This is a genomic window from Cupriavidus phytohabitans (genome assembly GCF_000426345.1).
Classification (GTDB): domain Bacteria; phylum Pseudomonadota; class Gammaproteobacteria; order Burkholderiales; family Burkholderiaceae; genus Cupriavidus.
On sequence record NZ_AUFE01000075.1, the window covers coordinates 1 to 21,277 of the forward strand.

At 62.2% G+C, this 21,277-nt stretch carries 19 protein-coding genes, 3 pseudogenes and 1 other annotated feature; of the genes and pseudogenes, 16 read left to right on the plus strand and 6 right to left on the minus strand.

What is annotated here, in order from left to right:
* Nucleotides 1–296 (plus strand): annotated as a pseudogene (locus tag K309_RS43310) (IS4 family transposase); the annotation flags it as partial.
* A 326-nt stretch (nucleotides 297–622) separates the two neighbouring features.
* Here K309_RS43310 and K309_RS37840 read toward each other — a convergent pair.
* Nucleotides 623–1,843 (minus strand): annotated as a pseudogene (locus K309_RS37840) (IS3 family transposase).
* Nucleotides 1,449–1,565 (minus strand) — a sequence feature (AL1L pseudoknot). (Overlaps the previous pseudogene by 117 nt.)
* A 235-nt stretch (nucleotides 1,844–2,078) precedes the next feature.
* Between K309_RS37840 and K309_RS37845 the strand changes: the two are divergent.
* The 3 genes from K309_RS37845 (at nucleotide 2,079) to K309_RS0129565 (ending at nucleotide 6,167) form a co-directional block, all read left to right on the plus strand.
* Nucleotides 2,079–2,312, plus strand: a complete 234-nt coding sequence (locus K309_RS37845) for a hypothetical protein (RefSeq protein ID WP_051320678.1) — start codon at nucleotides 2,079–2,081, stop codon at nucleotides 2,310–2,312.
* 639 nt (nucleotides 2,313–2,951) lie between these two features.
* Nucleotides 2,952–4,640, plus strand: a complete 1,689-nt coding sequence (locus K309_RS37850; RefSeq protein ID WP_198030877.1) for a GMC family oxidoreductase — start codon at nucleotides 2,952–2,954, stop codon at nucleotides 4,638–4,640.
* Nucleotides 4,641–4,691: 51 nt separating this feature from the next.
* Nucleotides 4,692–6,167, plus strand: coding sequence for an aldehyde dehydrogenase family protein (locus tag K309_RS0129565; RefSeq protein ID WP_156914483.1), 1,476 nt, complete (start codon nucleotides 4,692–4,694; stop codon nucleotides 6,165–6,167).
* A 24-nt stretch (nucleotides 6,168–6,191) separates the two neighbouring features.
* Here the strand turns inward: K309_RS0129565 and K309_RS42595 are convergent, their stop codons facing one another.
* Nucleotides 6,192–6,344: a hypothetical protein gene (locus tag K309_RS42595; RefSeq protein ID WP_198030878.1), complete on the minus strand. Its 153-nt coding sequence runs from the start codon at nucleotides 6,342–6,344 to the stop codon at nucleotides 6,192–6,194.
* Between the two features lie 423 nt (nucleotides 6,345–6,767).
* Between K309_RS42595 and K309_RS0129570 the strand changes: the two genes are divergently transcribed.
* From K309_RS0129570 to K309_RS0129580, 3 genes are read left to right on the plus strand one after another with little or no spacing between them, the layout of a single operon-like run.
* Nucleotides 6,768–7,898, plus strand: a complete 1,131-nt coding sequence (locus K309_RS0129570) for a porin (RefSeq protein ID WP_051320680.1) — start codon at nucleotides 6,768–6,770, stop codon at nucleotides 7,896–7,898.
* Between the two features lie 10 nt (nucleotides 7,899–7,908).
* The gene (locus K309_RS39365; RefSeq protein WP_198030879.1) at nucleotides 7,909–8,652 is read left to right on the plus strand and encodes a cupin domain-containing protein; all 744 of its coding nucleotides are present in this window, start codon (nucleotides 7,909–7,911) and stop codon (nucleotides 8,650–8,652) included.
* 51 nt (nucleotides 8,653–8,703) lie between these two features.
* Nucleotides 8,704–9,690: a Bug family tripartite tricarboxylate transporter substrate binding protein gene (locus K309_RS0129580; protein WP_029049716.1), complete on the plus strand. Its 987-nt coding sequence runs from the start codon at nucleotides 8,704–8,706 to the stop codon at nucleotides 9,688–9,690.
* 17 nt (nucleotides 9,691–9,707) lie between these two features.
* Here K309_RS0129580 and K309_RS37860 read toward each other — a convergent pair whose 3' ends face one another.
* Complete coding sequence (locus K309_RS37860) at nucleotides 9,708–10,619, minus strand: LysR family transcriptional regulator (RefSeq protein ID WP_051320682.1); 912 nt, start codon at nucleotides 10,617–10,619, stop codon at nucleotides 9,708–9,710.
* A 289-nt stretch (nucleotides 10,620–10,908) separates the two neighbouring features.
* On the opposite strand from K309_RS37860, the gene K309_RS37865 reads away from it, so the two are divergent.
* From K309_RS37865 to K309_RS40600, 3 genes are read left to right on the plus strand one after another with little or no spacing between them, the layout of a single operon-like run.
* A complete protein-coding gene (locus K309_RS37865; RefSeq protein WP_051320683.1) occupies nucleotides 10,909–11,439 on the plus strand; it encodes a flavin reductase family protein in 531 nt (176 codons plus the stop codon).
* A 32-nt stretch (nucleotides 11,440–11,471) separates the two neighbouring features.
* Nucleotides 11,472–11,687 carry a CDGSH iron-sulfur domain-containing protein gene (locus K309_RS0129595; RefSeq protein WP_029049717.1) on the plus strand — a complete coding sequence of 72 codons (216 nt, stop codon included), beginning with the start codon at nucleotides 11,472–11,474 and terminating at the stop codon, nucleotides 11,685–11,687.
* Between the two features lie 51 nt (nucleotides 11,688–11,738).
* The gene (locus K309_RS40600; protein ID WP_232232544.1) at nucleotides 11,739–11,957 is read left to right on the plus strand and encodes a CDGSH iron-sulfur domain-containing protein; all 219 of its coding nucleotides are present in this window, start codon (nucleotides 11,739–11,741) and stop codon (nucleotides 11,955–11,957) included.
* Nucleotides 11,958–12,042: 85 nt separating this feature from the next.
* Here the strand turns inward: K309_RS40600 and K309_RS37870 are convergent, their stop codons facing one another.
* Complete coding sequence (locus K309_RS37870) at nucleotides 12,043–12,441, minus strand: cupin domain-containing protein (protein ID WP_035878583.1); 399 nt, start codon at nucleotides 12,439–12,441, stop codon at nucleotides 12,043–12,045.
* A 136-nt stretch (nucleotides 12,442–12,577) separates the two neighbouring features.
* Nucleotides 12,578–13,588, minus strand: a complete 1,011-nt coding sequence (locus K309_RS0129610; RefSeq protein ID WP_029049718.1) for an AraC family transcriptional regulator — start codon at nucleotides 13,586–13,588, stop codon at nucleotides 12,578–12,580.
* Nucleotides 13,589–13,937: 349 nt separating this feature from the next.
* Here K309_RS0129610 and andAc point away from each other — a divergent pair, with 349 nt between their 5' ends.
* From andAc to K309_RS0129640, 6 genes are all read left to right on the plus strand, one after another.
* Entirely contained in the window at nucleotides 13,938–15,215 is a 1,278-nt protein-coding gene (gene andAc, locus K309_RS0129615; RefSeq protein WP_029049719.1) for an anthranilate 1,2-dioxygenase large subunit AndAc, read from the plus strand.
* A 13-nt stretch (nucleotides 15,216–15,228) separates the two neighbouring features.
* Complete coding sequence (gene andAd, locus K309_RS0129620) at nucleotides 15,229–15,693, plus strand: anthranilate 1,2-dioxygenase small subunit AndAd (protein ID WP_369796547.1); 465 nt, start codon at nucleotides 15,229–15,231, stop codon at nucleotides 15,691–15,693.
* 11 nt (nucleotides 15,694–15,704) lie between these two features.
* On the plus strand, nucleotides 15,705–16,037 hold the full coding sequence (andAb, locus tag K309_RS0129625) for an anthranilate 1,2-dioxygenase ferredoxin subunit AndAb (protein ID WP_029049721.1): 333 nt from the start codon (nucleotides 15,705–15,707) through the stop codon (nucleotides 16,035–16,037).
* Between the two features lie 15 nt (nucleotides 16,038–16,052).
* Entirely contained in the window at nucleotides 16,053–17,276 is a 1,224-nt protein-coding gene (locus tag K309_RS0129630; protein WP_029049722.1) for an NAD(P)/FAD-dependent oxidoreductase, read from the plus strand.
* Nucleotides 17,277–17,345: 69 nt separating this feature from the next.
* Nucleotides 17,346–18,731, plus strand: a complete 1,386-nt coding sequence (locus K309_RS0129635) for an MFS transporter (RefSeq protein WP_029049723.1) — start codon at nucleotides 17,346–17,348, stop codon at nucleotides 18,729–18,731.
* Nucleotides 18,732–18,771: 40 nt separating this feature from the next.
* The gene (locus K309_RS0129640) at nucleotides 18,772–19,686 is read left to right on the plus strand and encodes a dioxygenase family protein (RefSeq protein WP_029049724.1); all 915 of its coding nucleotides are present in this window, start codon (nucleotides 18,772–18,774) and stop codon (nucleotides 19,684–19,686) included.
* A 396-nt stretch (nucleotides 19,687–20,082) separates the two neighbouring features.
* Here K309_RS0129640 and K309_RS37875 read toward each other — a convergent pair.
* A pseudogene (locus K309_RS37875) lies at nucleotides 20,083–21,183 on the minus strand (IS5 family transposase).
* Between the last annotated feature and the right edge of the window lie 94 nt (nucleotides 21,184–21,277).

Sequence of the window (21,277 nt, forward strand, 5' to 3'; positions counted from 1 at the left end):
CGAGGCAGGACTTCGGCGCCAAAATCCTCAGCGACAACTTGCACGCCCTATGCTGCCTCAGCGCCGCGCAGGAACATGAGATTGACTCGGACCGTCGTATCAACCGAACCTTCGCCATCACGGCTCTCAAACCTGTCCTGTCAGCGGCGCTGCTCGGCTTGCGCTGGGCCAAGGCTGCCCTGAATGAGACCTTGGCTTTGATCGCAACACGTGCCCATCGCGTGCGACCGGATCGCAACAAACCTCGTCCGCCTCGCCCAAAGCCTCATCGACATGCCGCTTATAAGGCTTGTTGATGCTTACAGTAACTTGGGTGGATTGGTCGTGCGCCGGCCTGGCTTGGCAAAAATCGCGATAAATTCCTGATTCCGGAAGCGTAAAGCTGCGCAAGCGGTTCAACACCGGGGTAGACAAGCGGGCTGCGCCGTCACCACCAGCCGGCAAACTACGAATCCTGTCGGAGCGACTGGCTCCGACAGGACAGAAGCGGAGCGCCCGGTCACGCAGTGCGGAGGAACTCGCTAGGATACTTACACTTACCCGTGCCTCACGCCTGACGTCGGAATACGGCGTCACCGGTAGAAATACTGAACCGCCCCGGGAACCGTGGAGGCTGGTTGGTTTAAGTTAATAGCGGTTCAGCGGCAGGGATTTGAAGCTGCCTATAGTAGTTTGCCTCAGCTTCGGCGGGCGGGATATGGCCAAGGGGTTCCATTAGCCGATGATGGTTGAACCAGGCTGGCCAGTTCAACGGATTCACGCGTCTTCCAGGCGGTGCGACGATGGATTAACTCAGGCTTGTACAGGCCGTTGATCGTCTCAGCCAAGGCGTTGTCGTAGCTGTCGCCCCGGCTACCGACCGACGGTTCGATGGCCGCCTCGGCCAAGCGCTCGCTATAGCGAATGCTGACGTATTGCGATCCCCTGTCAGAATGGTGAATGAGCGTCCCATCGTTGTCGGGCTGGCGCGCGTAAAGCGCCTGTTCCAAGGCGTCCAGAACGAAGTCCGTGGTCATCGACGAACTAACCCGCCAACCGACGATGCGCCGGGCGAACACATCGATCACAAACGCCACATACAGCCAGCTCTGCCACGTCGAAACGTAGGTGAAATCCGAAACCCAGAGCTGGTTCGGCCGCTCAGCCCTGAACTGACGGTTGACCAGGTCCGGCGGGCGCGCTGCTCTCGCATCTGGAGTCGTCGTGCGAACCCGCTTGCCGCGAATCACGCCGCGCAAACTCTGCTGCTTCATTAGCCTCTCGACAGTACAGCGTGCCATCGCAATGCCTTCGCGGTTCATCTGCTTCCAAACTTTGTCGGCCCCGTAGACCTCCATGTTGGACTGCCAGACTCGCTTGATCTCGGGCCGAAGCCACTCATCGCGTTTGGCTCGCGCAGAGCGCCGCGATGGATCGCGAAGCTGCGCAGCATGGCGCCGATAGCCCGACGGAGCAATCTGCAAGACCTTGCAGATCGGCTCGACCCCGAAGGCATCTCGATGCTCATCGACGAAGGCCTTCAGGACTTGAGCCGGCGGTCGAGCTCCGCCTGGTCGAAAAATGAGCTCGCCAGCTTCAGGATCTCGTTGGCACGGCGCAATTCCTTTACCTCGCGCTCCAACGCCTTGATGCGTTCACGCTCGGACGTGGTCACGCCATCGCGTTCGCCGTTCTCGACTTGCTCTTGCTTGACCCACCCCAACAGCGTCTGGCTCGTGCAACCGATCATCGGTGCGATGGATTCGACTGCCGCCCACAGCGACGGATGCTCGCTGAGCTGCTCTCGATCCAGACGTACGGCCCGCTCTCGGATCCCGGGGGAAAACTTGGTTTGCTTGCTCATGGGCTCCATTCTCTCAAAGAGTGGAGCCTCCCACTAAACCCGGGGCGGTTCACTTGCGAGCAAGGCGCTCCCTTTGCCGAGCCGCTCACACGAAGGTGCGGGGCGGCTTGAAAAAATTGGGCTTTGGACGATCTCAAGGCGACGTCAAACAATTCTTCAGGGATAAGGCGCGTGTGTCTGAGACCCGGAGCACATTGGCTGGCGTCAGTTGAGGCCATCCATCGGAAGATCCGTCATGCGTTCCCGGGACGTCGAAGCTGCGCTGCTGAGCTGCGCGACCGTTGCGCGCGAACGCCAGGCATCGCCGCTTGATCCGCGTGAGGCCAACGTATTCCAGCTGGCCGCCATGATCGGGAAATCGTGCTTCCCGCGCGAAGCATCGCGCCTGATGCAGGCGAGCGAGCGCTACTTCGCTGCGCACCCACCGATGGTGGCGCGACATGCGCCCTGGCGACAGGCTATGCCCTAAACACAAAGGTTCTAACAGACCCGCGCGCGACAGCACGCTCTAGAACATCAATGCCGAGTTTATGCTGTTCTCGCATGAGGCGGTGTCGCTCAACTACCTCAGCTATCAAAGGGCCCTAGCCGGGTGGTCAGTCGTCAAAGTCATCTGCCCAACTGGATCGAGTACGCGGGCGCATGCGAGTCGGACGGAACGTAATCGCCATGTAAGAAGGCGCGATCTGGCGCACCGAGCATTCGGCTTTCTGACCCATGGTGAGTAAGGCTGTCAGTGTTGGAGGATATTCGATAGGAACTGATTGGCACGACCCGAGCGGCTCTTGATATTGCCAAGAACTCTTCCTCGTCGGCGTCCCTGGGACAGCGCGCGCGAATGCCACGCGCCACTTTCTCCAGGATCAAGTGCAGCGAGCCACGTAAGAAGAGGTCCTTCCTCGACTCCTGCCGTTTCATTTCCGGAACACCGTCTTTCCGGTTTGGTCCGCCATGATCCAACTTTTCGGGCGATGATGGCGAGCACCCCGCACGGTACAGAGCCGGAACGCTGACGCGAAATCAGTATGTCGAACACCGGAGGCGACCCTCCGGCCAGGAGGAGGGAACGGCCTTGAAAACAGAACCATATGGCAGGCGAGAAGCAGCAGTGGACGAACTGGAGGCAATGGCAATTCGCGGTGCCGTGACCCGGGAGCAGTTTGCAGCAGCATCGGCTTCTCTCGGCGCTGCCTCAGCCGCCGAGGCCGGGGAGCTGGCCGACAAGGCCATAGCCATCGGGCGGAACCTGAGCATGCAACGCGCCAACCTTCGCGACCGCTACGACTACATTGTCTGTGGCTCAGGATCGTCGGGCTGCGTGGTGGCTGGGCGGCTGGCCGAGAATCCGCAGGTGTCGGTGCTCCTGCTGGAGGCGGGCGGGACCGACGACTTGCCCAGCATTCTGTTCGCGAGTTCCTACCCGGTTTCGCGGTTTCGGGAACTGTTCTGGCAATTCAGCGGAAATCCCGAGCCGAAACTCTATGGGCGGCGGATTCATCAGCTGATGGGCAAAGTGCTAGGCGGCGGAAGCAGTATCAATACGATGGTATGGGCCAGGGGTCATCAGGCTGATTTCGATGCCTGGGCGCATGCTGTTGATGATGACGCCTGGAACTACGCCAACGCATTGCGTAGCTATCGGAAGGCGGAAGACTGGCACGGCAGGCCGGACCCTGAACGCCGGGGTACGGGCGGGCCCGTCTGGGTGCAGCCCGCCCAGGATCCGTGCCCGTTGGCCCCCGCCATGCTCGAAGCAGCGGCCGCGGTCGGCATTCCAACCTTCGATGATCACAACGGCGTCATGATGGAGGGCGGCGGCGGGGCTGCGCTCGCCTATCTGATCGTGAAGGATGGGCGGCGCTGGAATATGGTGAAAAGTTATCTGTATCCCGTCATGGACCAGCCTAACCTGACGGTGCTTACTGCGGCGACGGTCCGGCGCGTGACCATATCGAACGGGGCGGCAGTGGGCGTCGAGTTCGAGTATGGCGGGACGATGCACACCGTTCGCGCGTCGCGTGAGATCGTTCTTTCTATGGGTGCCTTCAATACACCGCGCACGCTGATGCTGTCGGGCATCGGCGACGAAGCCGAGTTGAAGCGACTTGGCATCCCTGTGGAGGCACATCTGCCCGGGGTCGGACGGAATTTCCAGGACCACACCCTGGTTGCCACCTGTCTTTGGGAATCGCTGCAGCCCATTGCGCCAAACAACAACAAGGCCGAGGCCACCTTCTTCTGGCGCAGCGACAGCTGCTTACGTGCTCCCGATATCCAGCCGTTCCTGATCGAGGTTCCCCATCTGACGGAACGGCACCTTTCCTCATCCTCGCCTAACACCTGGTCGCTGTCCCCATCCATCATCCGACCACGAAGTCGCGGTCGTCTCAAGCTGCGCTCCACGAAGCCGACCGATGCCATCGAGCTCGACTGGAACCCGCTTGGGGATGCTGAGGAACTGCGGGTCCTGAAGTTTGCGACGGAGCTATGCCGTGAGATTGGCAACGCGCCCGCCATGCGGCCGTTTGCGCAACGAGAAGTCCTACCCGCGTCGGTCTACGGTGCCGAACTTGAGGGGTTTATCCGCAACGGCGTGACGTCCTATGGCCATGCCAGCTGTACTGCGAAGATGGGTCGAGATTCGATGTCAGTCGTTGATGGCAACCTAAGGGTGTACGGCATCTCGAACCTCCGCATCGCCGACGGATCTGTCATGCCAGACATCACTACGGGAAACACGATGGCGCCGTGCGTGCTGATCGGCGAAATCGCGGCCGAAAAAATCCTGGCACCATGAACTGTTCAGTTGACCCGTCCGGAATCCTGATTGCCAACAAGGAGCATTTCCATGCCAATACTGAAGCATCCTCGCTCGCTTTTCATCGGAGGCGAGTGGCGCGAGACTTCCGACGCAGAGGGGATTATCAATCCGGCCACCGAGGAAATCATCCACCATGCGGCGGTCGGCAGCATCAAGGATGCCCGGGATGCCGTTGCCGCAGCAAGGCACGCATTCGACCGCGGGCCATGGCCGAAGCAGAGGGCGTTTGAGCGGCGGGCGAAGCTGCAGTGCTTCCTTGACCTCGTGCGTGACCGGCGCGAGGAAATCTGCGCGCTGATTGTCGCGGAGGCCGGTGCTACGGTCGCCCTGTCGCAAACTCTCCAGTTCGCCGTGCCAGTCAAGCACGCGCAGTATATGATCGACCAGTGCGAGCAGGATGCTGTCACCGGCGTGGTGCCAGAAATCAACGCGACGCCTGGTGGCGGCAAGGCGCTCGGCACCGCGGCCGTGGTGCGTGAGCCCGTGGGCGTTGTAGTTGCCATCACGCCTTACAACGTGCCCTTCTTCCTGAATCTTGGCAAGGTCATACCAGCCCTGGCGGTGGGCTGCACTGTGGTGCTGAAACCTTCACCCTACACGCCGATGCTGGCACTGCTGCTCGGTGAGATCGCAGAGGAAGCGGGACTCCCGCCGGGTGTCCTGAATATCGTGACCGGCGGAAAGGATGTCGGCGAGGTACTGACCACCGATGCGCGTGTCGACATGGTCAGCTTTACAGGTTCTGACGTGGTTGGCGAAGCCATTCAGCGCCAGACGGCGGGCACGCTCAAGCGCGTGGTTCTCGAACTGGGGGGGAAGTCCGCGATGATCGTACGTGCGGATGCAGATCTGGATGCAGCCGCTCGCGCGGGCTTGCAAGGTTTTACGGCACATTGTGGGCAGGGCTGTCAACTGCTCACGCGGCATATTGTCCACAACTCGGTTAGGTCGAAGTATGTCGAGCGCGTGGCTGCCATGGCGCGCGCCTTGAAGATTGGCAATCCCGCCGATCCGGCGGTACAGATGGGCCCTCTGATTCGTGGCGCCCAGCGCGCACGCGCCGAGGAGTATGTCGCCATTGCGAGCGCCGAAGGTGCGCGGCTGGCGGCAGGGGGAGAGCGCCCGCGTGATCTTGAGAAAGGCTTCTTCTTTCAGCCGACTTTGTTCGACGATGTTCGTCCCGACTGCAGGATCGCACAGGAAGAGGTATTTGGCCCAGTTGGCGCGGTCCTCGGGTTCGATACCGATGACGAGGCGATAGCGATCGCCAACGATAGCCGCTTCGGTCTGAGCGGCGGCGTCTATTCCGCCGATGCGGGCCGTGCATACGAGCTTGCCTTGCAAATTCGCACGGGCGGGGTGTCCATCAATGGTGGCGCGGGGGCGATGCTAAGTGCGCCGCCATTCGGGGGCATCCGCCGCTCAGGGTACGGACGCGAGTTTGGCATTGACGGGATGCGTGAGTTCACTTACACGAAAGCCATCTCGTTTCGGGCGGCGTGATGGACACTGAGCGATGTTTGGAAGTCAATGCCGCGGGATCGGATCGCGCAGCCCGCTGATATTCCAAACTGGGATACAAGGCGGCATATCTTTGATAATGAGGTACATCTCGCCGACCCTAGATTTCTCCCAACTGGATATCGGCGCATCCAAACCTCGGGCGAAGTCGTGGAGCATGGAGACTCGAGGCGGCAGTCTGGGGTCTCAGTGCCGCGCTGCCCGGACCGCGATGCGGCTGGTCTGACATCGGGGAAAGCCATACGCAACCTTGAGTCGGTGCGGACTGCATGTGGTTCGCCATTAATTTCCCCTCCTGAGTTCCGATTACTTGCCTCAACGTGAGCGACATGGACTTGCGCAGCAGTCTGGACGCGATGATGAGTGGCTGGATATTCAAGGCAATAAGGGAAAACTCGAAATATCGTTCCTGAACGGGAACATGGAGAACCACGGTACTGTCTTGGCCGGGGAATCAGGCGGAGTTTAGACTTTGCTCATGCATAAAGAGGCATGACCAAAGGAGGTTGTCGGTACCTAGTCGCTATGGCGAATCCGTTGCGGTTAATAAATATAACTAATCGAATAAATGGGGAGACAGTTTTGAGAAAAATTAGCACAAGAGTGGTTTTTCGGTATTCGCTGTTCGCAGCCGCGCTCTGCGTCAATGAGGCACACGCAGCGCCGGCGGCCCGCGTCTTCGGGGTCGTCGACGCGGGCATCGAAATCAGCGGTGCCGGAAAAGGCACGAAGGCCCGGATGATTTCCGGTGGTTCCGCCGGCAGCCGTTGGGGTATTGACGCGAAAGAGGATCTGGGCCAGGGGCTCAGCGCAACTTTCCGGCTCGTTGGAGGATTTGGCGCGGACGACGGCCAGGCGGCGCAGGGCGGACGGTTGTTTGGCCGTGAGGCGGCGGTTGGTCTGGTAATGCGCGGCGCCGGTAGCCTGCTGCTGGGCCGGCAGCCAACGCCGGTTTCTCTGACAAACTCCTTTGTCGATGCGTTTTACTGGATGGGCAGTGGCGGTCTGATTTCTCTCAGCCGCAGCGGTGCCACCGCGACGCAGCAAGTGATTCCTCAGGTGGTTTCGGCGCGTGCCGACAACGCCATCAAGTACTACTCACCCGAAGAGTGGAAGGCGGTGTCGTTCTCGGTATTGTTTTCGCCGGGCGAGAAATCACCCCAGCTCGGCAATACCTATGGGGCTTCGGCTCGCTATCTAGAGGGACCGTGGGATCTGAATGTCGCCTGGGGGCGGCAGGATAGCGGCACTGGTGCAACGGGCCAGATCACATCGTATTCCCTTGGTGGAAGTTACGATATGAAGCTTGTCAAGATCTATCTTGGATTTACCGACGAAAAGAACTCCTGTATCAGTTGCACCGGAGCCTTGTCCCGTACTACCGGCGCGACGGTGAGCGAGTTCAGGTTGACTAATCTGGGCGTCCGGGTTCCGATCGGGCGGTTTACCGCGATCGCACAAGTTGTCAGGGTCAACGACCGCTCGAACTATCAGGTGGATCCTGGCAGCAGGAATGCGACGTGGTTCGCATTAGGCGGCGAGTATTCCCTGTCAAAGCGTACGATCCTGTATGGTTCCATTGGCACCATCGATAACCGGAACGGCTCCATGTATGCATTGGGCAGCGGTGGTGTGCAGCAACCGGCTAACTCTGTTGGTGCAGGCAATCCACGTTCGACCGCGGGTGGTCTTGGCATCAAGCATGTCTTCTGAGTCCGACTCCATGAATGTCATCACAGCAACGTCAAACTGGTACTGGTCTCCCGCCACGGCGGCGGCAGGCCACGCGATCAGCACCGGACTGATCGGTCCCGAGTACACCGACGCGTACTCGCTGGGGCTTGCCCGCATCGAGCCCGGCGGCAGCATTCCCGCACGCGCGAGCGTGCGTAACCAGGCATATTTTGTGATGGACGGGGAGGGCGTGGCTTTGTGCGCTGGAGCGGGACGCGAGATATCCCGCGGTTCTCTCGTCAAGGTGCCGTGCGGCGTTGCAATTGAATTGCGCAACTCCGGCGCGTCCCCGTTGTGGCTTCTCACCATTTGCGATCCCGCCCCGGAGCCCCGCGCTGGTGCCGGTGAGTTGCAGTCGGCACGGCAGCTATCGGAAGCTGAGGTTCTTTCGGCCGAATCCTTCGCCTGGAAGGCCTTTGAAGCCACTGGCGTGCAAGGCTATGAACTGAAGCCCACCATCGTTGGCGACGAGCTGACCCAGGCCTACAGCGTTGATCTGATGCGCGTGGCGCCCGGCGGATACTCGGAAGCCCACACGGACCTGGGCAGGCACGCCTTTGTCATCCTTGAGGGGGTTGGCCAAGTGATCATTGACGGCCAGACTTTTTGTTTTCAACACGGCGATATCGTCAAGGTCCCGCCGGGGTCGCTGCATGAACTGCGCAATCACGGCGAAAACTCGCTGGTGTTCCTCACCATTTATGATCCACCGCGGCGCCGCAAGACAAGCTGATTCGACACAGTGGCACTCACGAGCGCGCGGAATAACGAAGCTGGAGATGCGATGAGCAAGCATGGGAGACTCGTCCAGGCCTGGAAAGCCACAGGTGCCATTGTGGCGCTGTGCGGTTGCATGATGGCGCACGCCGAGGACTGGCCGAGCCGGCCGATCAAGCTCGTCGTGCCTTCCACGGCGGGCTCGACGCCGGATGTTTTCGCGCGGATTCTCGCCGACGCGCTGCGGACGGGCATGGGCGCGACCGTGGCGATAGACAACAAGCCCGGTGCCGGCGGGGCGGTCGCCGTAAATGTCGTGGCAAAGGCGTCTCCCGACGGTTATACGGTCGGCATCACGCCTCCTGGTCCGATGGGGGCCGACACGCTGCTGCAAAACCGACTGCCGTATGACCCGGCGAAGGACCTGGCCCTGGTGACGCTTGCGGTCACGCAGGCCAATGTGCTTGTTGTGCGTAGCACATTGAACGCGAAGGATATGGGGCAATTGATCTCCACGCTTGAGAAGGATCCGGAAAAATATACGTACGCAGCCATCGGTGCAGGATCGATCAACCGGCTGTGCATGGAGCTCGTCGCCCAGCAGAGCGGTACGAAGATGACGCGGGTACCCTACGCCGGCACGCCTCAGGCCATCCTGGCGGTGATCAGCGGCGAGGTCGATATGGCCTGCCTTCCCGAGCAGGCGGTTGCGGCGCAGGTGCAAGCCGGCAAGCTTCGCGCGCTTGCGATTGCTTCGGCAAAGCGCTCCACGGTGCTGGCCGATGTGCCGACGCTGAGGGAACTCGGTATGCCCGGCATCGAAGCGGATTCCTGGATGGGCATCATCGCGCCTGCCGGCACGTCACCTGCCATCGTCAAACGATTGCGAAGCGCGATCGCGCAGGCGCTATCCCAGCCTGGGACGCGCGAAATGCTTCGCACACAGTTCATGGAAGTCGTCGCTTCGACGCCTGAAGCGTTCGCCAGAACGGTGCAGGACGATGTCACGCGCTGGAAATTCCTGATCCGGACGCGCGGAATTAGCCTAGACTGAAGGGCGGCCGGTCGCGCTTACTCGGAAGGCCGACGATCGGTGTCAGCGGTAAAGCCATCAAGCCGCTCGCACAGGAAATCGACAAACGACCGCACCTTCGGGGTCACGGTTCTATGCCGTGGGAACACCGCATGGATATCGCGGTTGCCGCGCCCCCACTTCGGCAGCACGTGCACCAGCGTGCCGGCTTCGAGATCGGCCCGGCACAGATAATCGGGAAGCCAGCCGATTCCGACGTCATTCAGCACCACCGTGCGCAGGGTACTCGTGTCATTAGCCGAGAAGCGCATATGCACGTTAACGGTCTCGACTTCCTCCGGGCCCCTGTACATCCGCCATTCGACCGCGCCCGCAAAGATATCCACCAGCATATGCCGCGCCAGATCGGCCGGCACTTCAGGTGTGCCATTGGCGCGCAGATAGGCCGGCGTTGCCGCCAGCTTCAATGCCACCCTTCCCAGGCGCCTAGCAGCGAGACGGCTGTCCTCGAGGGCGCCCGTGCGGATGACGACGTCGATCTCTTCCGCCATGGGTTCGACCTTGCTGCTCGTCAGCGTCAATGACACATTCATCTCCGGATAGCGTGCGAGGTAGTCGGCAATCAGGGGCGCAATCATCCATTGACCTGGCGTGACAGGCGCACTGACGCGCAATAGTCCCTTTGGGGTGTGCCGGATCAGTCCAACCTTCTGCTCGGCCTCTTCGATGTCGGAGAGGATGCGGCGTGCGTCCTCGGTGAACAGCAGGCCTGTCTCGGTCAACGCAAGCTTTCGATTGGAGCGATACAGCAGTGCAACCCCGAGGTGTGTTTCCAGTCGCGTGAGACTGCGGCTGACCGATGACTTCGGCATACCCAGCACATTGGCCGCCGCGCTGAGACTCATCAGCTCACTGATCTTTGCAAATACTCTGATGTCGACCAATTCCATCTTGAATGAGGGGCGCTATGTAGATGTCAGTGGCGCTTCCGCTACGGTGGGCTGCCAGCTCCATTCCAATAGCGGTCACACCGTTGTGGTAGTGGCTCTTGTGTCTATACCGGCGTCGATTCAGAGCGTCAACCGGTGTTTGCCATGACGCATGGCCCACGGTCGCGGAAGGTGTTCCCGGCTGTTCCTGCGATGGAACGTCGCTTTCCATTGCCCCGGCTTGTCGAGCTAATCGTGGCTTGCGACGATAGGCACAGGATCTTGAACTGGACATAAACAAGGAGGGGCTGTGATTCAAAAGCTACACATTGATCCGGAAGAATTCCGCAAGGGATTGCGAGCGTTTACGACCGGCGTGACCGTCGTGTCCATGGCCGACGGAAAGGGCGGCATGCACGCCATGACGGCAAGCTCCTTCGCCGCTGTTTCGGTCGCGCCGCAACTCGTCGCGGTGAGTATTGCTAAGACGGCCAGGTCGCATGCGCTGCTGAGCGGCGATCGTCCCTATGCCATCAATATCCTGGGCGAGCGCCAGGCGTTTCACGGCCACTATTTCGCCAACCGCATGAGCGAGAAGTGGGCACCGCCCTACGAATGGGAGGCGGAGGCCCCGGTCCTGGCCGGCACCATGGGCTGGTTTGTGTGCAGGCGCTGGGCAGCCTATGACGGCGGCGACCACACCATCCTGGTTGGCGAAGCGCTCAGGATCCGGCGCACCGATGACCGGCCGCTGGTTTGCAGCCGCGGCGAGTTTCACGCGCTTGGCGGCAAGGTCGACGTGGTCCATCCGGACAGCCTGCACACCATCGGCGCTACCTGAGACCCTGGCATCCCCTGCATGAGCATTGAAACATGATCACCACGATTACGCTGCAAGACGATGGACCACTGGAAGTTTCCGGCGACTTCGAAATGGTGGACGAAGCCGGCGCGCCGTTTCGTCGACGGAAAATGTGCCTGCTTTGCCGTTGCGGCCATACCAGGCGCCCGCCGTTCTGCGATGCGTCCCACGCCGAGGCCGGTTTCAACAGTTGTCCGCGTGCCCCCGCGGAAGACGCCAACCATTAAGGGCGATGCAAGCTTCCGGAGAATTCAATGCCGACTGCTAAGATCCGTGTCATGAATTCGGGCCCTCTCCATGTCACCGGAGAGTTCGAGCTCGTCGATGCTGCCGGGGTGCACTATCCCCACAAGGGAATCTTCTCGCTGTGCCGCTGCGGGAAATCTGCGTGCAAGCCTTATTGCGACGGGTCGCATCGGGCGGAGCGCTGGGAAAGTATCGTGCACTCGGACAAGCCAACTCCTGCAACTGCGACATCGGGGGAATCCATGTCTTGATGTACCGCTTTGCATCTGAAGGGAGGGGGACGGGCTGACGCCTGTCCCTTTTGTCTTTCAGCGAAGTAGTGCCTGTAGCCACCGGCTAGCTTGCCTCGACGTGATCCACGGGCAGTACCACCCCATCCTTTGATTTGCGTACTCGCGGCGGGTCATAGATCGTCAGCAGCACCAGCTCGCTGTCGCCGGCATTGCGGACCGCATGCACGACGCCTCTGGGAATGCGCACGACCGCGCCGGCCCGTGCATGATGGGACGCGTCTGCAATGTCGATATCCGCTTCGCCGGTGACAATAAAGAAGGCGTGGTTGTCGGGGTCGATGTGCTGCGGTGAGTAGCCGCCTTGCGCGACCCGGACGATATCCATTGAGTATGCGTCGGTGTACTCCACGCCCAAGATATTGAAGACGAATTCAAATCCCTTGGATCCCTCGATCTGGTGCGAAATCCAGGGCGTATCGGAAACGTGAGTGACATGCTGCATAGTTTTCTGTCCTTTCGAAGTTGGCGGAACTGCGTTGGTGACCGTCACATGATGCAACGTTCTAAGGCCGCGCAGACCATCTCGGATCGAAAACCATGTTGCAGTGCTGGAACGTGTCCGGACGTTCCGCAATCAGCTACGACTGCCGCCTCTGCGTATCGCTGGGCAACTCGTTGAAACGCGCCGCGTAGTAGCCGGCAAAGCGGCCAAGGTGGCCGAAGCCGAACTCGAGCGCAGTCTCGGTGACGCTCGCCGAAGGATCGAGGAACAGGCGCAAGCGCACCGCGTCGAGACGCGCATTGCGCAGCAGTTCCATCGGCGAGATGCCGAAATGGCGGTGGCACAGTGCGTTCAGCGTACGGCCGCTGGTGCCCGCGGCACGCGCAAGGTCTTCGAGCGAGACCGGTGCGCTCAGGTGCGACTCGATGTAGGCAACCAGCGCATCGATCCTGCGTGTGCCGCCGGCCGCGGGTTCGGGTGCCGAAGGGCTGTGCAGTGCGGCCTGTAGCGGCGTGGGCAGCGGTGTGTCACCCGTCGGCTGGTGCAGCAGCAGGAACAGCGCGAGATTGCGCTCGAGATGTCCTACCCAGTTGGCATGGACGGAGCCGTTGTCCGCGCACGAGAGCACATTCAGCAGCGAATGGGCGATCAGGTCCCACTGCGATTCGAGCGCGCGCGGCAGCAGGAATCCGGACGTGAGCAACGGGCGGCTGTCGGCTTCCAGGCCGCCGGCTTCAAGGAGCAGGCTGTTCGGGACCCGCACGATCAGTTGCTGGCTGCCGGGACTCCAGCGCAGGCGGATCCGTTCCCTGGGAGAGAGTACGGCCGTGCGGCCTTCAGCGACCCACAGCCGTTGCCCGTCACACTCGATCTCTGCGCCTGCGCCGAGCGAGGTATGCACGAGGGAAAACTGCTCGAACGGCCGCGCGGACACCGACACCTCGGGACCGTAGCGCAGCGCATAGATTCTGAGACGGTCGAGTTCGCCCTTGAACAGGGCTGCGTCGGGCGCGCCGGATTTCCAGCGCAGTTCGTGATCGGTGAGTTCCTGGGCGACCTGGTCATGCGCTTCTACCCGCACATCCGATTGAAATACCGGGTTGCTGTAGAGCGCGGCGAGGGCGGGCGTTCGTGGTGAAAGTGGCATTGTCTGTCCCCTGTTCCGGCCTTGCAGCGTTCCCGGCTTTTTTGCGCCATTGCGCTCGAAGCGCCTTGAAGACCCGGATTGGTCTGCAGGGGTCGGTCGCCCCTTTCATTCGCATTTCATCTTGCCATAGCGTCGGTGGCATGGGTAGCGCGGCGAGGCACCATGCACGCCACACCTGCGTGAATCGGATGGCCGGCGACGGATTGGCTTCCGTTTTCGGATAGCGAGCGGGACGGCCGCCAGAAGCGGATCGGGACACGCGGAAACTTCACCAATTCCGGATAGTGGGGCGGCGCAGCGGCTACCTACACTGCGTCCATCCCAGACCACAACATTCGCGGAGACAGTGATGTCAGACTCCCCCCAAATCGCCGCGCACGCCGGCAGCCGGCAGGTGTCATTCCCCCAGCCCGATGGCTCATGCGTTCCCTACAGCGTCTTCAGTTCGCAGGAGGTGTATGAACGCGAGCAGGAGCGCATCTATCGCGGCCCGCACTGGAGCTTCGTGGCGCTGGCCTGCGAGATTCCCAATCTCAACGACTTCAAGAGCACATTTGTCGGCGACACGCCCGTGGTGGTGACGCGCACGGCCAGCGGCTTTGCCTGCTGGGTCAATCGCTGCGCGCACCGCGGCGCGATGGTATGCCGCGAGAAGCATGGCAACGCGGCTTCGCATACCTGCGTCTACCACCAGTGGAACTACTCGTGCGAGGGCGACCTGCAGGGCGTGCCGTTCCGCCGCGGCCAGAAGCAGGGCGCCATCATGCTTACCGGCATGGCCAAGGCCTTCGATCCGTCGCAGCACGGGCTGCAGAAGCTGCGCGTGGCGGAGTACCAGGGCTTGCTGTTTGCGACCTTCAGCGACGAGGCGCCGCCGCTGGCCGACTACATCGGCCCCGAGATGCGTCCGTGGGTGGACCGCGTGTTCCACAAGCCCATCGTCTACCTGGGGTGCACGCGCCAGTACTCGAAGTCGAACTGGAAGCTCTACTTCGAGAACGTCAAGGACCCGTACCACGCGAGCCTGCTGCACCTGTTCCACACCACGTTCAATATCTTCCGCGTGGGCATGAGCGCGCGCTCGATCCCGGATGCGGCGCATGGCCTGCACAGCCTGATCACCGTCACCAAGCCGAAGGTGGACACCAACACCGCCGCGGCCTACACCGACCAGAAGATCCGCTCGATGCAGGACGGCTTCGAGCTGGAGGACCCGTACGTGCTGGGGCAGGTATCGGAGTTCGAGGAAGACTGCACCAACCACATCCAGCCGATCTTCCCGCAACTGGTCATCCAGCAGATCCACAACACGCTGGTCGCGCGCCAGCTGCTGCCAAAGGGTCCGAACAACTTCGAGCTGGTGTTCCACTTTTTCGGCTACGAAGACGATACGCCGGAGCTGCGCGAGCTGCGCCTGCTGCAGGCCAACCTGGTGGGTCCGGCCGGCTACATCTCGATGGAGGACACCGAGGCGACCGAACTGGTGCAGCGCGGCACCGTACGCGACGGTGACAAGACGTCATACATGGGCATGGGCCTCGATGCGCCCGAGCAGACCAACAGCAATATCACGGAAAATCTGATCCGCCGCTTCTGGGCCGGCTATCAGCGTGCAATGGGGTACTGAAATGGACAACAACATGCAGCTCTGGCTGGAACTGAGCGCGCTGCAAAGCCGCTACGTGCACGCCATCGACAACGACCTGCTCGAGACCTGGCCGACCTTCTTCACCGAGGACGGCACGTACACCATCATCTCGCGCGAGAACGCGGATCGCGGGCTGCCCGCGCCCATCATCCATTGCCGCAACCAGAAGATGATGCGCGACCGCGTCGTCGCACTGCGTCATGCCAGCATCTATGAAGCCCACGGCTACCGGCATGCGCTGGGCGGGCTGGTGATCGAATCGGTGACCGCGGACGAGGTCCGCACGGTGTCGAGCTATATCGTCGTCAACACCGGTGCGGCAGGCGATTCCATCGTGTACCAGGCCGGCGTCTACCGCGACACCGTCGTGAAGCGAAACGGCGCATGGTGCTACCGCGAGAAACGGGTCATCTACGACACGTCCCGGGTCCAGACCCTGCTGGCCACGCCTATCTAGGAGCAACTCCAATGAGCCATTGGCACGATGTCGGCGGCGCCGACGAGTTCATCGAAGACGAACCGCGCGCGGTCGAGGCGGCCGGGATATCGATCGCGGTATTCCGCGTCGGCGACGAGCTGTTTGCGTTGCATGACCTGTGCACGCATGAGCGCGTGCCGCTGTCCGAAGGCTTTGTCGAGGACGGTTGCGTCGAGTGTCCGCTGCACCAGGGCCTGTTCGACCTGCGCACCGGCGAGGCGCGCAAGGCGCCCTGCGTGACGCCGGTGCAGACCTATCCGCTGCAGGTGAAAGAGGGGCGCGTGCACATCCAGGTGCTGCCGCCGGTGGTGGCGTTGTCCTGAAGGCAGCCGACAAACATGCATACCGACCAATCGACCATTGTCATCATCGGTGCCGGCCAGGCCGGCGCCTGGGCCGCGCGCACGCTGCGCGAGGAGGGCTTCGCAGGGCGCGTGCTGCTGATCGGCGACGAAATCCATCCGCCCTATGAGCGCCCGCCGCTGTCCAAGGTGGTGCTTTCCGGTGAAACGGCTCCCGAAAGCCTGCACATCCTCGATGCCGCGGCGCTGACCGCCTTGTTGATCGAATGGCTGGCCAAGGCGCCGGTGACGCGGATCGAGCGCGCGGACCGCCGCGTGATCCTCGCCGACGGCCGCGCCATCCACTATGACAAGCTGATCCTCTGCACCGGCGGCAGGGCGCGCGAGCTGGATGTGCCGGGGAACACCCTGCGTGGCGTGCATACGCTGCGCACCATCGCCGACGCGCAGCGGCTGGGTCCGCTGCTGCGGACTGGTGCGCGCGTCGTGGTCGTGGGCGGCGGCTGGATCGGGCTCGAAGTGGCGGCAACCGCCCGCAAGCGGGGCGCCGCGGTGACCGTGATCGAGACGATGGGCAGGCTGTGCGAGCGCAGTGTGCCCGAGGCGCTGTCAGCGCATCTGCACGGCATGCATATCGCCCAAGGCGTCGACGTGCTGCTGGGCGCGGCGGTGGCGGGCTTCGCGCGTAATGCGCAAGGCCCGCTGGAAGTCATGCTGGGCGATGGCAGGACCATCGACTGCGATACCGCGGTGGTCGGCATCGGCCTGGTCCCCAACGACGAACTGGCCCGCGCCGCGGGACTGGACTGCGAAGGCGGCGTACTCGTCGACGCGCAATGCCGCACCTCCGACCCCGACATCTTCGCTGCCGGTGACGTGGCCGTTGCGCGCAACAGCTGGGCAGGACGCAGGCTGCGGCTGGAGTCGTGGCAGAACGCGCAGGACCAGGGGATCGCGGCCGCCAGGTCGGCGCTCGGGCGCGATGTCGATTACGACCCGCTGCCGTGGTTCTGGTCGGATCAGCACGGCACCAACCTCCAGATCTACGGCGTGCCGTCGGCACAACACCAGGTGGTGGTGCGCGGCGACCCGGCGGCCGGCAGCTTCGTGTTTTTTTACCTGGAAGGCGAGCGGGTGATGGCCGCGCTGGGCGGCAATGCGGCGCGTCAGCTGCGTTTTGCCCGCCGGCTGATCGAAAGGCGGACGCCGGTCAGCGCGCAGGACCTGGCCGACCCCGCCGTGTCGCTGGCAAAGCTCTGACCACGGATTTCGGGCAGTAAGGCCCATCCCGTGCAGACGCAATCAAGACATACAGAAACGGAGGAGAACGTGCGGAACATCGACATTCACAGGATGGCCGGCGAGGCCCGGCTCAGTGGCTTCCACTACGGCGTGCTGGGCTGGTGCGCGCTGATCATCATCTGCGACGGCTATGACCTGGCCGTGGCCGGCATCGCGTTGCCGTCCATCATGAAGGAACTGGCGATCGCGCCGGGGCAGGCGGGTTTGCTGGTCAGTACGGCACTGTTCGGCATGATGTTCGGCAATCTGCTGCTGGGCCCGGTCGCCGACAAGATCGGCCGGCGCTGGGCCATTGCGCTTTGCATCGCGCTGTTCAGCGTATTCACGGCCGCCGCGGGCCTTTGCAGCGACCCGCTGCTGTTCGGCGCGGCGCGCTTCCTGGCCGGCATCGGCATCGGCGGTGTCATGCCGAACGTGATAGCGCAGATGACCGAATACGCACCGCGGCGCGTGCGCAGCACCATGGTGACGCTGATGTTCAGCGGCTACTCGGTCGGCGGCATGCTGGCGGCGGTGCTGGGCAAGGGCCTGATCGAGAGCTATGGCTGGCAGTCGGTGTTTATCGCCGCGGGCTTGCCAGTGCTGCTGATCCCGCTGATCCTGAAATCGATGCCGGAGTCCGTTTCGTTCCTGATCCGGCACGGGCGCACCGAGGAACTCAAGCGCCTGGCCAGCCGTATCGACCCGGGCTACCGGCCGGAGCCCGGCGACCGCTTTGTGGTCATGGGTGCCGATGCCGCGGAGGCGGCGCCGATTCGCCAGCTGTTCCAGCAGGGGCGCGCGCGCAGCACGCTGATGTTCTGGCTGTCCTGCTTCATGTGCCTGTTCATGGTGTATGCGCTCAGTTCCTGGTTGACCAAGCTGATGGCCAACGCCGGCTACAGCCTCGGCTCCGCGCTGACCTTTGTGCTGGTGCTCAACCTGGGCGGCATGATCGGCGCCATCGGCGGCGGCTGGCTCGCGGACCGGTTCCATATCAAGTACGTGCTGCTCGGCATGTACGTGCTCGCCGCTGCGTCGATCACGCTGCTTGGGCATCCGCTGCCGACCGGCTGGCTGTATCTGCTGGTGGGCGTAGCCGGTGCCTCCACCATCGGCACGCAGATCGTCGGCTGTGCCTATGCGGGCCAGTTCTATCCCGACCGCATCCGTGCCACCGGCATCGGCTGGACCCTTGGCATGGGCCGCGGCGGCGCCATCCTCGCGCCGATTGTGATCGGCCTACTGGTTGCCATGAAGCTGCAGCTCGAACTGAACTTCATGGCGATTGCCGTGCCCGGGCTGGTCGCCGCGCTGGCTGTGATGATGATCGATCACGGCCGGTCCGCATCGGCCGTCGCCGGCCAAGGCAATGCCGCCGGCGGCGCCGTGCTGGCCGATGTCCCGCAACAAGCCGCAAATTCCAACACGTAGTCCCAACACTTAGTCCCAACACCAAAGGAGACCATGCGCCATGGCTGAATACACCCCTTCCGAACTTCTCGCGCTGGTCAATGCCAGCCAGGTCAGCGCAGGCGATGAGCGCGTGCGCGCCATTACCGCCCGCGTCGTTGCCGACCTGTTCCGGACCATCGAAGAGTTCGAGGTCACGCCAAACGAATTCTGGTCTGCCATGAAGTGGCTGACCCGCCTGGGCCAGGCCGACATGGTCGGCCTGATCACCGCCGGACTGGGCTTTGACCGCCTGCTCGACATTCTCGAGGAGGAGGCCGACGAGGCGAAAGCGCGGGCGCTGGGCACGCCGCGCGCGATCGAAGGTCCGCTTTACGTGGCCGGCGCGCCGCTGTCCCAGCGCGAAGTGCGGCTCGATGAAGGCAATGAAGGCAAGGGCGAGACGCTGGTCATGGAGGGCCGCGTGCTCGGACTGGACGGCAAGCCCGTGCCGCATGCGGTGGTCGATGTCTGGCATTGCAACGAGCAGGGCCGGTACTCGCACTTCGACCCGAGTCAGCCGGACTACAACCTGCGCCGCCGCATCGAGACCGACGCCGAAGGCAACTACCGCTTCCGCAGCTTCCTGCCGCCGGGCTATGCGATTCCGCCGAATAGCCCCGTATCCGAGCTGTTCGACCTGCTGGGCCGGCATGGCAACCGCCCCGCCCATATCCACTTCCTGGTCTCGGGCCTGAGCAAGCGGGCGCTGACAACGCAGGTCAATATCCCCGGCGACACCTTCCTGGACGACGATTTCGCGTTTGCCACGCGCGACGGTTTGATCGTGTCGTTGGAGAAGGTGGAACGTTCCACGGAATATGCGTCGCTCGGCGTGACGGGGTCGTTCACCCGCGTGCGTTTCGACTTTGTTCTACAGGACTCCTTGAACGAGTCGGAAACCATCGCGGCCAGCCGATACCAGACCGCTGCCTGACGGTAAGGCTGCCCTGCAGACCCCGGCTCCTTCGCTCCGGGGTCCGTTTGCATTTGATGGAATGGTTCAAATTTTAGTTCTTGCATGCTCGAATCAAGAGCGTTCGGCGCATTACCGAGGGATAACGGTATGGGACAACCCTACCGGCAGAGTTCGGCCGACGGCATACTGTCTGCGCTAATTGAGTCTCAAGATGTGAACCCGTCTTGACGGACCCGCTAGAGAGCAAAGAGCATCATGTCCGTCTAGCAGGCTGCTGAAGTACTCACCACGGAAGAGGTGCGGCTTCCCCCGATAGGGCTGGGGGGGGCGCGGTTTTTCACAATCCGGAAGCTCGGCATCATTGCCGCGACTTTTTCCGCTTTTTGACGCCCATTTCCGCCCTGATTACCGCGATTACTGCAACTGCGGACGGATTTGTCCCAGCGAGCGCATGCGCACGAGGTTGTAGGCGGCCATGCTTAGCACAAACATCTGGTCGACCTTCTTGAGTCCGCGCACCATCACCTGACGCATGCGCCCCACGGTCTTGATCCAACCAAAGCCTTGTTCGATCAGCTTGCGCTTTTGTTGCGAGACCGCATAACCGGCGCTGCAAGCAATGGCGTCAGGAACGGCCGAGCGCCGCCCCGAGGTGTTCTATGCCACGTGGGGAGTCACCTTCATTTCCAGGCAGGCCTGGATGAACTCCTGCGCGTCGTAGCCCTTGTCGGCGCCGACGGTCACTTCCACATTTGGGTCTTCGGTTACCTGCCTGGCATCGTTGAGCATGACCTTCGCGGCCTCGCGTTCGGCGTGTCCGTCCGCATTGGTCACCATGGCGCTCACCACCAGGCCGTGGCGGTTGTCGCTCAGAGTGTGGCCCATGTAGCGCAGCTCGCTGGCGGTCTTGCCTTTGCGGTACAGCTTGGCATCGGGATCGGTCTTGGACTCGTGCGTCTCGTTGCTGCACTTGCGACCCTTGAAGTCAGCGCCGTCGTTATCGTCTTTATCGCCGCTATCCTTGCGTACAAAGCTCTTGTGGCCGGCCCACGCCTGAATCAGCGTGCCGTCGACGCTGAAGTGCTCGCCCGACAGCCAGTCCTTCCTCTGCGCAATGGCCAGCACCTCGTTGAAGAACGCGATCACCGCATCATGCTTGAGCAGCCGTTCGCGGTTCTTGCTGAAGACGGTGGGCACCCAGACCGCAGCATCCATCGCCAGGCCAATGAACCAGCGAAACAGCAAGTTGTAGTGGGTCTGCTCCATGAGCTGACGTTCGGAACGAATGCTGTAGAGAACCTGCAGCAGCATGGCCCGCAGTAACTTCTCCGGCGCGACGCTGGGCTGGCCACCCTGGATATCGGCCTCGTACATCTGCGCGAACAACCGGTCCATCTTCACCAGCACCTGGTTGGCCATGGTGCGGATCGAGCGCAGCGGGTGGGACTTCGGCACGAAATCATCCAGCCGCCGCATGGTGAACAGGATCTCAGTGAAGGTGTCAGCGCCGCGCATCAATCCGGGCTTGGGTGGAGTCTTCCGATTAACGCGTCAGCCTCTCGTGACGCTGACGTTCGCTGGAGGTATTTCAGCGGCCTGCTAGTCTTAC